13 protein-coding genes are annotated in these 12,251 nt (G+C 33.4%); 9 read left to right on the forward strand and 4 right to left on the reverse strand.

Annotated elements, in window-relative coordinates:
• Positions 1-40: 40 nt before the first annotated feature.
• From DK508_RS05020 to DK508_RS05060, 9 genes are all read left to right on the forward strand, one after another.
• Entirely contained in the window at positions 41-787 is a 747-nt protein-coding gene (locus DK508_RS05020; RefSeq protein WP_109299654.1) for an electron transfer flavoprotein subunit beta/FixA family protein, read from the forward strand.
• A gap of 10 nt (positions 788-797) precedes the next feature.
• On the forward strand, positions 798-1,766 hold the full coding sequence (locus DK508_RS05025; protein WP_109299655.1) for an electron transfer flavoprotein subunit alpha/FixB family protein: 969 nt from the start codon (positions 798-800) through the stop codon (positions 1,764-1,766).
• 86 nt (positions 1,767-1,852) lie between these two features.
• Entirely contained in the window at positions 1,853-2,470 is a 618-nt protein-coding gene (locus DK508_RS05030) for a bifunctional nuclease family protein (RefSeq protein ID WP_109299656.1), read from the forward strand.
• Between the two features lie 54 nt (positions 2,471-2,524).
• Complete coding sequence (locus tag DK508_RS05035; RefSeq protein ID WP_109299657.1) at positions 2,525-4,231, forward strand: NupC/NupG family nucleoside CNT transporter; 1,707 nt, start codon at positions 2,525-2,527, stop codon at positions 4,229-4,231.
• A gap of 145 nt (positions 4,232-4,376) precedes the next feature.
• The gene (locus tag DK508_RS05040; protein ID WP_109299658.1) at positions 4,377-5,201 is read left to right on the forward strand and encodes a thymidylate synthase; all 825 of its coding nucleotides are present in this window, start codon (positions 4,377-4,379) and stop codon (positions 5,199-5,201) included.
• A gap of 24 nt (positions 5,202-5,225) precedes the next feature.
• A complete protein-coding gene (locus DK508_RS05045) occupies positions 5,226-5,651 on the forward strand; it encodes an energy transducer TonB (RefSeq protein WP_109299659.1) in 426 nt (141 codons plus the stop codon).
• Positions 5,652-5,750: 99 nt separating this feature from the next.
• On the forward strand, positions 5,751-6,917 hold the full coding sequence (egtB, locus tag DK508_RS05050; protein ID WP_109299660.1) for an ergothioneine biosynthesis protein EgtB: 1,167 nt from the start codon (positions 5,751-5,753) through the stop codon (positions 6,915-6,917).
• An 11-nt stretch (positions 6,918-6,928) separates the two neighbouring features.
• Complete coding sequence (egtD, locus tag DK508_RS05055) at positions 6,929-7,900, forward strand: L-histidine N(alpha)-methyltransferase (protein WP_109299661.1); 972 nt, start codon at positions 6,929-6,931, stop codon at positions 7,898-7,900.
• A 33-nt stretch (positions 7,901-7,933) separates the two neighbouring features.
• A complete protein-coding gene (locus DK508_RS05060; RefSeq protein WP_109299662.1) occupies positions 7,934-8,215 on the forward strand; it encodes a DUF427 domain-containing protein in 282 nt (93 codons plus the stop codon).
• A gap of 38 nt (positions 8,216-8,253) precedes the next feature.
• Here the strand turns inward: DK508_RS05060 and DK508_RS05065 are convergent, their stop codons facing one another.
• From DK508_RS05065 to DK508_RS05080, 4 genes are all read right to left on the reverse strand, one after another.
• Complete coding sequence (locus DK508_RS05065; RefSeq protein ID WP_109299663.1) at positions 8,254-9,198, reverse strand: hypothetical protein; 945 nt, start codon at positions 9,196-9,198, stop codon at positions 8,254-8,256.
• A gap of 183 nt (positions 9,199-9,381) precedes the next feature.
• Positions 9,382-10,425, reverse strand: coding sequence for a helix-turn-helix domain-containing protein (locus tag DK508_RS05070; protein ID WP_160114567.1), 1,044 nt, complete (start codon positions 10,423-10,425; stop codon positions 9,382-9,384).
• 266 nt (positions 10,426-10,691) lie between these two features.
• Positions 10,692-10,988 carry an isoamylase early set domain-containing protein gene (locus DK508_RS05075; RefSeq protein ID WP_109299665.1) on the reverse strand — a complete coding sequence of 99 codons (297 nt, stop codon included), beginning with the start codon at positions 10,986-10,988 and terminating at the stop codon, positions 10,692-10,694.
• A gap of 123 nt (positions 10,989-11,111) precedes the next feature.
• Positions 11,112-12,206 carry an aminotransferase class V-fold PLP-dependent enzyme gene (locus DK508_RS05080; RefSeq protein ID WP_109299666.1) on the reverse strand — a complete coding sequence of 365 codons (1,095 nt, stop codon included), beginning with the start codon at positions 12,204-12,206 and terminating at the stop codon, positions 11,112-11,114.
• Positions 12,207-12,251 lie beyond the last annotated feature (45 nt).

The raw sequence follows: 12,251 nt of genomic DNA on the forward strand, positions 1-12,251 counted from the left end.
TCGCCTTTATTATTAAATTCTCAAAAAATACCTATATAAAATGAAGATATTAGTATGTATTAGCCATGTGCCCGACACAACTTCCAAAATTAATTTTACGGATGGTGATACTAAATTTGACACTAATGGGGTTCAATTTGTAATTAACCCTAATGACGAATTTGGATTAACTCGCGCAATGTGGTTTAAAGAAAAACAAGGAGCATCTGTTGATGTGGTAAATGTTGGTGGTCCGGAAACAGAACCTACCTTACGTAAAGCACTTGCCATAGGAGCAGATAATGCTATTAGAGTTAATGCTGAAGCTACAGATGGTTTTTATGTTGCCAAACAATTAGCTAAAGTTGTTCAAGATGGAGGTTATGATTTGGTTATAGGAGGTAGAGAATCTATTGATTATAATGGAGGAATGGTTCCTGGAATGCTCGCAGCTTTAACTGGAGCAAACTTTGTAAATACTTGTATCGGATTAGAGGTTGATGGTAATACAGCTACTGCTATTCGCGAAATTGATGGAGGTAAAGAAACTTCGACGACTACATTACCGTTGGTTGTAGGTGGTCAAAAAGGTTTAGTAGAGGAGAGTGATCTTCGTATCCCAAATATGAGAGGTATTATGATGGCTCGTAAAAAGCCACTTACAGTAGTTGACCCTGTTGATGCAGGTCAGGAAACTAAGGCGGTTCAATTTCAAAAACCAGCTCCAAAAGGAGATGTGAAATTGGTGTCTCCTGATAATGTTCAGGAACTTATAGATTTATTACATAACGAAGCAAAAGCTATTTAAAAGAAAAAATATGTCAGTTTTAGTATATACAGAAAGCGAAGGAGGAAAGTTTAAAAAAGCGGCTTTTGAAGTGGCATCTTATGCAAAAGAGGTGGCTAACATGTTAGGGACAACAGTTACAGCTGTTAGTATAAATGGAGGAGCGAGCAGTGAACTAGGTGCTTATGGTGTAGATAAAGTGTTAGAAGTTAGTGATGATAAATTGTCTGGGTTTAATGCCAGGGCATATGCAGATGTAGTTAAGCAAGCTGCAGAAAAAGAAGGGGCAAAAGTAGTTGTTGTAAGTTCTACAGCAGATAGTAAGTTTATTGCACCATTATTATCTGTAAATCTAAATGCAGGATACACTTCAAATGTGGTAGGATTACCAGAAAGTACTTCTCCTTTTACAGTGAAGCGAACTGCTTTTACAAATAAAGCTTTTAATATTACAGAAATGTCTACTGATGTTAAAGTGATTGGATTGTCAAATAATGCATTTGGACTCAAAGAAAGTTCTGGAGCCGCTTCTGCCGAAGCTTTTGCTCCTTCTTTGTCTGATGCTGATTTTGGAGTAAATATCACTGCAGTAGATAAGGCTACAGATAAAGTATCTATTGCCGATGCAGATATTGTTGTGTCAGGTGGACGTGGTCTAAAAGGACCAGAGCATTGGGGTATGATAGAAGGACTTGCAGAAGTTCTTGGTGCAGCTACAGCTTGCTCTAAACCAGTAAGTGATATGGGGTGGAGACCACATAGCGAACACGTAGGACAAACAGGAAAACCAGTAGCATCTAATTTGTATATTGCTATTGGAGTTTCTGGTGCAATTCAGCACCTCGCAGGGATTAATGCCAGTAAGGTAAAGGTCGTTATAAATAACGACCCTGAGGCGCCTTTCTTTAAAGCAGCAGACTACGGAATTGTTGGAGATGCTTTTGAAGTAGTGCCAAAACTTATTGAAAAATTAAAGGAATTTAAGGCGAATAACGCATAATTTTCATAAATTGTGCCCAATTAAGGGCTGTTTGAACCTAGGTAAAAGTCCATTTGTTCAAACAGCCTTTTTTTATTGAAAATGTTATGAGTTTAGTTCGACTGAACATAAAAGGAATATCATATAGCCAAACCCAAAATGGGGCATATGCATTAATTCTAAGTGAGATGGATGGAGAAAGAAAGTTACCAATAGTAATTGGTGCTTTTGAGGCACAATCTATAGCAATAGCTCTAGAAAAAGAGATCAAACCTCCTCGTCCTTTAACACATGATCTTTTTAAAAATTTTGCCGATCGATTTGATGTGATTGTAAAGCAAGTCATCATCCATAAGTTGGTAGATGGTGTGTTTTATTCCAGTATTATCTGTGAGAGAGATAAGATTGAAGAAATTATAGATGCAAGGACCAGTGATGCAATTGCATTAGCTCTTCGTTTTCAGGCACCCATATTTACATATAAGAACATTTTAGATCAAGCAGGAATTTATCTTAAGGTAAACCCTAAAAAGGATGATGAAAATGATCCAGAGAGCTTATTGGTTGATGAGTTAGTTTCTGATGATGTTGAGATGGTTGGTAAAGAAACTAGTTATAAAGATTTATCTCTTGAGGAACTTAATAAAATGCTAGATCAAGCAGTTAATAATGAAGATTATGAACTGGCAGCAAGAATAAGGGATGAAATTTCTAAACGCGGCTAGTTGATGCGTGCCCAAAATAACCTACATTGTATTTTTTTAAATAATTTCAATTTTATGAAAAGAGCACTGCTTACTTTTCTATTTTCACTTTTTGTTTTTACTTCATTATTTGCACAATCTGTCGAGGAAAAGTGGGTTTTAGAAAATATAAAAGATATTTCGGGAGAAGTTCTTACAATAAAGAAAGAAGATTACTTTCAATTAGCAAAAGGTGAATTTTCATATTCGTTTAATGACACAAAAGAATCTCTGAAAGGAGATTATTTACGACAAAATAATATAGTATTACTGTTTCCTGAGGTTGCAGAGGATTCTATCATTAAGTATAAAATAACATCTGCAACAGATTCTACTTTGGTGTTATCCAAAAAAGGAATTTTATATTCGTTCATTGCCCCTTCTAAAGAGATTGCAGTTGTACCGCAAATTTCTGAAACAGAAGAGTTAATTCCTAGCCAAGGGTTTTCTTTTAATAGTTTATGGAGAGGTGTTTTAGGAATGCTAGTACTTCTTACAATTGCATTTTTATTTAGTAGTAATAGAAAAGCTATTAATTGGAAAACAGTTGGATTAGGTATTGGGTTTCAGTTAATAATTGCCATTGGAGTTTTAAGAGTGCCATTTGTTCAAGCGATTTTTGAATGGGTTGGAAGTTTATTTGTTAGTGTTTTAGATTTTACTAGAGCAGGAAGTAAATTTCTGTTTGAAGGTTTGGTTGTAGATATGGACACCTTTGGTTTTATATTCGCTTTTCAAGTATTACCAACTATTATATTCTTTTCGGCGTTGACCTCCTTATTGTTTTATTTAGGTATTATTCAAAAAGTAGTAAAAGGCTTGGCTTGGTTGTTAACTAAAGCATTAAAGATATCTGGGGCAGAAAGCTTAAGTGTTGCAGGTAACATCTTTTTAGGTCAAACAGAAGCACCTCTATTAATTAAGGCATATTTAGAAAAGATGAATAAATCTGAAATGCTATTGGTTATGATAGGAGGTATGGCAACTGTCGCAGGAGCTGTACTGGCAGCTTATATAGGGTTTTTAGGAGGAGATGACCCAGTTTTGAGATTGCAATTTGCAAAACACCTATTGGCAGCATCAGTAATGGCAGCTCCAGGAGCAATTGTTATTTCTAAAATACTGTTTCCGCAAACGGAAGAAATTAATACAGATGTATATGTGTCTTCAGAAAAAATAGGATCTAATATTTTAGATGCTATAGCAAACGGAACAACTGAAGGTTTAAAATTAGCGGTCAATGTTGGCGCAATGTTATTAGTGTTTGTGGCTTTTATTGCCATGCTGAATGGTATATTAAGTTGGGTTGGAGATATCACTTCTATAAACACCTGGATAGCATCAAATACAGCTTATCCAAGCTTATCTCTTGAGCTTATTTTGGGCTATCTTTTTGCACCATTAATGTGGTTGATAGGAGTCGCCAAGGAAGACATAGCTCTAATGGGGCAACTCTTGGGGATAAAACTGGCAGCTAGTGAGTTTGTAGGCTATATACAATTAGCAGATTTAAAAAATGTAGCAAATGCAACACATTTAACCTATAATAAATCCGTTATTATGGCTACGTATATGTTATGTGGGTTTGCGAATTTCGCTTCAATTGGGATTCAAATTGGAGGCATAGGATCTCTTGCTCCGGGCCAGCGTAAAACCTTGTCGGAATTTGGTATGAAAGCACTTCTTGGGGGTACTGTAGCTTCACTGCTTTCTGCTACTATAGCAGGAATGATAATAGGCTAACTTTTTATTAGTAATTTGATAATTTTAATAAGCGGTTTATAACTATTTTATAATCTTTTGGTTATCATATTTCTCCATACCTATTTTTTGTATATTTGGATTCACTATAACTTATTATAGATTAACGTAAATTGTAATCAAGAGTATGAAACAATATCTTGATCTTGTTCGTCATGTAAAAGAAAATGGGAATATAAAACAAGATCGTACTGGAACAGGCACAAAAAGTGTTTTTGGATATCAGATGCGTTTTGATCTTAGCGAAGGATTTCCTATGGTCACTACCAAAAAACTACATCTTAAATCAATAGTTTATGAGCTATTATGGTTTTTGAAAGGAGATACTAATGTAGAATATTTGCAGGAAAATGGAGTTCGTATTTGGAACGAATGGGCTGATGAAAACGGAGATTTAGGACCCGTTTATGGTCATCAATGGCGTAACTGGAATGGTGATGAAATTGATCAAATCAAGGAAGTTATAGAAGCGCTTAAAAATAATCCTGATAGTAGACGTATGTTGGTTTCTGCATGGAACCCAAGTGTTTTGCCAGATACTTCTAAATCCTTCTCTGAAAATGTAGGTAATGGAAAAGCTGCCCTGCCTCCATGCCATGCTTTTTTTCAATTTTATGTAGCAGATGGTAAATTGTCCTGTCAATTATATCAACGAAGTGCTGATATATTTTTAGGAGTTCCTTTTAATATTGCTTCTTATGCACTTTTTACTATGATGATAGCTCAGGTGTGTGGGTATGAAGCTGGTGAATTTATTCATACATTTGGAGATGCTCATATATACAATAATCATATGGAACAATTAGAGCTTCAGCTATCTAGAACACCACATAAATTACCCAAAATGATCATCAATCCAGAGGTGAAAGATATTTTTGGCTTCGTTTTTGATGATTTCAAGTTAATAGACTATGATCCACATCCTCATATTAAGGGAGTGGTAGCAGTTTAGCCCTAAATTTAAAACAATGTACTTATGAAAAAACTACTACTAATATTTGCAATCTTATTTTCAGGATTTTGTTTTTCTCAAGATGGATTAATTCTATCTCAAGAAAATGCAAATGAAAAAGGGATTACTCCTATATGGCCAAAATGTGATCGATCAAGACAAACGCCTACACAATGTTTTGATGGGAAATTAAGGAATCATATTATTATGAATTTTGAATATCCCGAAATAGCATTAGACGATGGATTAACAGGTACGGTTACTGTTGAGTTTATAATCAATAAAAAAGGTAAGGTTGAAGTGCTTGAGGTTACAGGAGCACATAGATATCTACAAAGAGAAGCTATACGAATCATTAGAGCTATTCCTAAAATGGAACCTGGGAGATGGGGTGATAAGCCTATTGCCATAGCATACACGGTACCTATTACATTTAGAAAACCACAGTAAATTCTTATATTTTAACATTGGATTAACCTTGTTAAGGGTATAGACAATAGAAAAATCAGTAAATTTGAGTGTATTCGTAAATCGAGTGCACTTTTTTTTATGATTATTATAAATAGTATACTTACCTCTTTTTTAGAAACCAGATCCAATACAGAAGAAATTTGTGCGCCTCTCCAAATAGAGGATTATGTAATTCAGCCTATTGTAGATGTATCTCCTCCAAAATGGCATTTGGGGCATACGACTTGGTTTTTTGAAGAATTTATTTTATCCAAATATGTCAGTGGTTATAAGCGTTTTCATCCAGAATATGCTTTTGTGTTTAACAGTTATTATGAAAGTGTTGGCAAAAGAGTAGTTCGTACTAACCGAGGTAATCTGTCTAGGCCTACTGTAAGTGAGGTCTATGAATATAGAGACTATGTTACCTCACATGTACAGGCATTTCTTGAGGAAAACGACAATGATACAATTACTCAATTGATAGAAATTGGGATTCATCATGAAAAACAGCACCAGGAGTTGTTACTCACAGATATTAAATTCATACTAGGCAATAACCCATTACTTCCTAAATATAATGAGACCTTTACAGAGAATATCGTTTCAGAAGAGAGGTTAGAGTATATTGTAATGGACGAAGGGATTTATGATATTGGATATCAAGGGGATGGTTTCTGTTACGATAATGAATTAGGAAGACATAAGGTGTTGTTACAAGAATATGCTATCTGCAATAAAATGGTGACTAATAAAGAGTACCTTGATTTTATTATTGATGGAGGTTATCAGGATAGTTTGCTTTGGCATGCTGAAGCTTGGGATTGGATACAAAATGAAAATATACATGCCCCTTTATACTGGCATAAAATAGATGGTGTTTATAACCAATACACTTTACAAGGCTTAAAAGATTTGAATCTTAGCGCTCCGGTGACACATATATCCTATTATGAAGCATTTGCTTTCTCACAATGGAAAGGAGAACGGCTCCCTACTGAATTCGAATGGGAAGCTGCTCAATCTCTATTTAAATGGGGATCTAGGTGGGAGTGGACCGAAAGTGCCTATTTGCCTTATCCTAATTATAGCAAGGCTCCTGGGGCCTTAGGAGAGTATAATGGGAAATTTATGGTCAATCAAAAAGTACTTCGAGGAGGTTCTGTTGCCACATCTCAAGAACATACTAGACCAACATATCGTAATTTTTTTCACCCTCATTTAAGATGGCAATTCACCGGTTTCCGACTAGTGAAGCAAAAATAATTTAACTTTTTATGAACTCCAAAGATCAAAAAGTACTAGTTTCTACTTTCGAAAAGGAAGTATATGAAGGATTAACAGCGTTCCCAAAATATTTATCGTCAAAATACTTTTATGACGAAGTGGGGGATAAGCTTTTTCAACAAATAATGGCTTTGCCAGAATATTATCTTACACGAACAGAGTATGAGATATTCGCAACTCATAGCACAGAGATTGTGCGAAGTTTTGATAAGCAAAAGCAGGGTTTTGATTTAATTGAGTTGGGTGCGGGAGATGGTAAGAAAACCAAAATTTTGTTGAAAGATCTTCTGCAACAAGGGCTCGATTTTGGCTATATGCCCATAGATATAAGTCAAAATGCGGTAGATGGTCTTGTAAATACATTACAAAATGAGATGCCCGATGTGTTCGTGCAAGGGCAGGTAGGTGAATATTTTGAGGTACTAGATCGTTTAAAACAATTAAGTACTCGTAAAAAAGTGGTTATGGTTCTTGGATCTAATATTGGTAATTTATTGCACTCTAGAGCGATTCAGTTTTTAAAAAAATTATGCAATGCAATGAACCAAGATGATCTTATTTTTATGGGGTTTGATCAAAAGAAACATCCGCAGAAAGTTTTAGATGCTTATAACGACAAAACAGGAGTGACAGCAGCTTTTAATAAAAATGTGTTAACGCGAATAAACAAAGAACTTGATGGAAATTTTAATCTCGATAAGTTTATGCATTGGGAAACATATGATCCCGAAAGTGGCACAGCTAAAAGCTATTTGGTAAGTACAGAAAAACAAACTGTAGATATTAACCAGTTATCATTAGAAGTACATTTTGAAGCATGGGAGAGTATTCATACCGAAATTTCTCAAAAATATGATGATGATATTGTAAAATGGTTAGCTAAAGAATCTGGTTTGAAGATTATAAATGCATTTTCAGATGCTAATCAAGACTATAAAAACTATCTACTTGCCAAAGCTTAATGTAATACGTAATAACTCTAAATTATAAACAAAATGAAAGCAATTTGGAATGGTCAAGTTATAGCAGAAAGTAATGACACCAAAGTGATTGAGAATAACCATTATTTTCCACCAGAGGCTATAAAAAAAGAATTTTTTAAATCAAGCGCAACGCATAGTAACTGTCCTTGGAAAGGGGTGGCATCATATTACTCGATTGAGGTAGATGGAAAAGAAAATCAAGATGCGGCATGGTATTATCCTGAAACCAGCGACTTGGCAAAACAGATTAAAGGATATGTAGCATTTTGGAAAGGTGTTGAGGTTACAGAATAAAAAGTAACCCCAACAACACTATGTATTTGTTTGAAATGTTAATGTCTTTCTAGAACTCTTATAACAGTAGGTGATAATTCATTACTGTTACCGGAGTTGGCAACGCAATTAATATATATATTTTCTCCATCGGGGCTAAATGCCAAATCATTAGGAGTTCGTAATCCCGAAGTGTTGGCATCACCGTCAGTATTTGTGGAACTGCCATCCCCAGCAATTACCTCAACAGAGCTTCCGTCTAAGCTTACTTTGAAAATTTGACCTAAGGAGGCGGCTGTAAGGTATAATTCTCCGTAAAAGGATGTGATATGAGCATTGCCTGTTGATGTAGGTATTGTAGTGAGTATGGAGACTTCGCCAGTAGTATCTACTTCTAATACATTACCATCATTAAAGTTTACTACATAGAGACTACCTGTATCTTTTACCCAAGTTATTCCGTTTGCACATGCAAAATTGGAACTTGACGCAAATACTTCGGCTTCTCCATTTTGAGTAAGTTTTGTGATTGTACCATTAGCACAACTTAATACATATATAATTCCAGTGTCATCGATAGTGATTCCGGTAGGTAGAGGTACTTCCTGTGTGAAGAGTTCACTGTTTCCTTCAGGATCAATTTTAAACACTTTACTTGATCCAAAATTGGATTGATATAAATTCCCCATACTATCAAAATGATTTCCAGTAAGTCCTGATGGCTCAAGACTAGCAAAAAGTTCGGAAGTGCCATCTTCAGGGTCAATTTTAAAAATGTCCGACCCATTAATATTGGCTAAACCAACTCCAAAATCTGCAGCATAAATATTACCATAAGTGTCTACGTCTAGTCCCCCGGTACCAATTGGTAACGTCACAAGGGTGGATAGGGTGTACTCATCAGACGGATAAGGTGTGCCATCATCATCAGATATAAAATCGTCAAATTTGCACGAACAAAATAAGATTGAAATAATCAATAAAAATGCAGTAAATGTTTTCATCTTGTCTATTTTTAAATTTATGTTGATATAGACAAATGAATATGTATTTTGAAGAAGAATAGTTATCCTTTACAAGCGTTTACTGCTTGCCGATAAAGATTTACATAATTTGATTTTTGACTTGAAGAATAATAATAAGTTTTGATTTGAAATTCAATGTAAGAGATAGATAAAGAATCTTTTTTAGTGAGTAGTTCCTGTGTTATTTTTTTGAAGTTTATATGCCGAAGGAGTAGTTTTAGTGAATTTTTTGAAAGCTTTATAAAATGATACTCTATTGCTAAAACCACTAGAATATAAAATTTCAGTCATATTTAAATTATCTTCTTCTAATAGCATTTTTTTGGCTTCTTCGATTCTATATTGATTAATAAAATCAAAAAAACTCGAATCTAAGTTTTCATTAATTACTTGAGACATATGATGTCTCGAAATATTTAATTCTTTGGCTAAATCATCAAGTCTCAAATCATGATTTAGATGTGGTTTTTCCTGTTTCATGAAATCCAATAATCGGGATTTTAATTCTGTAGAATGTTTTGTAGTAAGTCCAGTCTTGCGATACTTTTTAAACGGAATAATTTTATCCATCGATAATCCATCAAAAACCTGAGGTTGTAAAAAAGCAAAATATGAAAGTAATCCTGTAAAGAACATCATAGAAAAACCAATAAAATAATCCGACCCTTGTTTTAATATATTAAAATAGACTAAAACGAAGTATGAAGAAAAAGAAAGTACATAACCGCAAAAAGAATAGCTTAACCAACTTAACCATCTATAATTATTAAAACTTTTGATGATAAACCTAAATGAAAAAAAAAGTTGACTACAGTAAAACAACATTAAAGCAATTATAATTTGAATAAAATACTGCGTGTAGAAATATGAAAAATATCGAATTTCCCCATTTATGAGAACTTCTATTTTTTCCTGGGCAGAGAGAAAGTAGAATGGAGAGTAATTAATTAAAACATATGCCAGCGGTATAAAATGAAGAAAATCAATACTTCTAAATTTATTTTTGTACAATAGTCTTCTCAAGTATAAGTACAATATAGGGCCATATAAAACCCAGGGTATCCTATTTGTAAAACTTAAATGTATAAATTGATATGAATTTAAAAGATTGGACCAGTACAAAACATTGTATACGATATTGTAGCTAAATAGTAGGATGTAAATGCCTAAAAGTACATTAGCTACTCGATCACCTTTCTTTTTCATAAAAAATAGGATAGCAAAAACAAAAGCCTGAAAAGCGAAAAACAGAAAAATTGTCTCCAATAAATTCATGACTTAAAACTAAGATTATTAATTTAAATTATTAATAAAATTTAATAATCACAGTAATTTTTATAAATGAAATGTAGGATTAATAACGAAAAATAAAAAGAGAATATGGTTTTCGTTGTATATTATTGATATTTCATGAAGAGGTATTTAAAAGGTGTTAAAGCAGTAGAACATTCCTTAACACCTTTTTTGTGTTGTTATAATACAAGTAAACTATTATCTGCAGAAGCAAAGTCACTCCATTGATAACCATCAGCTTCTTGTTCATTAGTCCATTCCCCATCTACTACATACTTGAACTCAAATTTATTATCTCTAGGAAGATCCAAGGTACCTTTAAAAGTTCCGTTTTTTAATTTTTTAAGCATTGTTGCTTCGGTATTCCAATTATTGAATTCTCCTGCAACGCATACCGAGGATGCATCTTTTGCAGGGACAATAAAAGTAACTTTGCAAATAGGTTTAGTCTTTAAGTATTGTTTGGTTATTGCCATAATTTTAGTGTATAATTAATTTTTGGTTAATAAAATTTAAGTGAAATTACCACAAAACATCAAGACACAAAAGAGTAAACTAGCAGATTTCCAATAATTTAATCAACAATTAACAATTAAATGTTAACGATAACGATGTAGTAGCTTAAGTAGTTTGTTAATATCCTCTTCGGTATTATAAAAATGTAAACTGATTCTTATACCATTCCCACGAAGAGAAGTGATAACATTATTTTCTTTTAAATGATTAAACAATTTTTGATCTCCTTTTATATTAAAAATAGAACTATGTTTTTTGCGTTGTAGCACATCTTGATCTAATAAATCAAGTTTAGTTAATTCTTCTTTGGTGTAATCCACAAGATTGGTAATGGTGTGTTCGACAGTACTAATACCAATTTTGGATAAGTATTTTAGAGAATGTTGTAAACTACCAAAATTGAACATATCCAAATGCCCGCATTCAAATCGTGATTGTAAACTGGTGTATGACTGATCATAATTTGAGTTTTTAGTTTCGATATGATAAGGTGAAGGGGTTATTTGATCAAGAATTTGATCGTTAAATAACATAAAACCATTACCATAGCCTCCTAATAACCATTTGTACCCACTGCATCCCAAGATATCTATACCCGAAGTTTTAAAATCAAAAGCTTGCGTACCACAAAATTGTGTTGCATCTGCTATGATAAGCATATTTGGGTGATTGATTTTTAACTGTTTAATGAAATTAAGATCTATAGCAATACCATTAATATATTGGATAATACTAAAAGCAAATATGTCGGGTTTGTGGTGTTGTACTACATATTCAATATTCTGTTCTAAAGAACCATCTACTTGCGCATAACATACATCAAAACCTTTACTGGTTACTGAAAAATTAATCGAAGGATAATCTTGTTCAAGCAGCAATACCTTTTGTTCTTTTGAAAATCCATTTAATATAGTGTTAAAACCAATTGAAAAATTAGGACTTAGAATAGTATTTTCGCTTGAGTTTCCGAAAAAATTTGCGATAGTTTTACGAACAGATCTTAAGAATTGTTGTTGAGAATCTCTGAATATACTTCCTCCAATCAAAAAGTCCAGATCATGTTCTTGTCTGTAATCCAAAAGTGTATTATAGAGCAATCCAGATGAAGCAGTATTTAAATATGTATTTTGACTTAAAACAGGAAATTCGTTTCTTAAATTCTTCATAAGTAATTTCATGGCTTTTTGGTAAAAACTATATCTTTACTTGCCGATACTAAGTTA

The organism is Aquimarina sp. AU474 (assembly GCF_900312815.1).
Classification (GTDB): Bacteria; Bacteroidota; Bacteroidia; order Flavobacteriales; family Flavobacteriaceae; genus Aquimarina.

Excerpts from the sequence above, each read along its gene's own strand:
- DK508_RS05020 (WP_109299654.1), top strand. The coding sequence starts at position 41 with ATGAAGATATTAGTATGTATTAGCCATGTGCCCGACACAACTTCCAAA.
- DK508_RS05025 (WP_109299655.1), top strand. The coding sequence starts at position 798 with ATGTCAGTTTTAGTATATACAGAAAGCGAAGGAGGAAAGTTTAAAAAA.
- DK508_RS05030 (WP_109299656.1), top strand. The coding sequence starts at position 1,853 with ATGAGTTTAGTTCGACTGAACATAAAAGGAATATCATATAGCCAAACC.
- DK508_RS05035 (WP_109299657.1), top strand. The coding sequence starts at position 2,525 with ATGAAAAGAGCACTGCTTACTTTTCTATTTTCACTTTTTGTTTTTACT.
- DK508_RS05040 (WP_109299658.1), top strand. The coding sequence starts at position 4,377 with ATGAAACAATATCTTGATCTTGTTCGTCATGTAAAAGAAAATGGGAAT.
- DK508_RS05045 (WP_109299659.1), top strand. The coding sequence starts at position 5,226 with ATGAAAAAACTACTACTAATATTTGCAATCTTATTTTCAGGATTTTGT.
- egtB (WP_109299660.1), top strand. The coding sequence starts at position 5,751 with ATGATTATTATAAATAGTATACTTACCTCTTTTTTAGAAACCAGATCC.
- egtD (WP_109299661.1), top strand. The coding sequence starts at position 6,929 with ATGAACTCCAAAGATCAAAAAGTACTAGTTTCTACTTTCGAAAAGGAA.
- DK508_RS05060 (WP_109299662.1), top strand. The coding sequence starts at position 7,934 with ATGAAAGCAATTTGGAATGGTCAAGTTATAGCAGAAAGTAATGACACC.
- DK508_RS05065 (WP_109299663.1), bottom strand. The coding sequence starts at position 9,198 with ATGAAAACATTTACTGCATTTTTATTGATTATTTCAATCTTATTTTGT.
- DK508_RS05070 (WP_160114567.1), bottom strand. The coding sequence starts at position 10,425 with ATGAAAAAGAAAGGTGATCGAGTAGCTAATGTACTTTTAGGCATTTAC.
- DK508_RS05075 (WP_109299665.1), bottom strand. The coding sequence starts at position 10,988 with ATGGCAATAACCAAACAATACTTAAAGACTAAACCTATTTGCAAAGTT.
- DK508_RS05080 (WP_109299666.1), bottom strand. The coding sequence starts at position 12,206 with ATGAAATTACTTATGAAGAATTTAAGAAACGAATTTCCTGTTTTAAGT.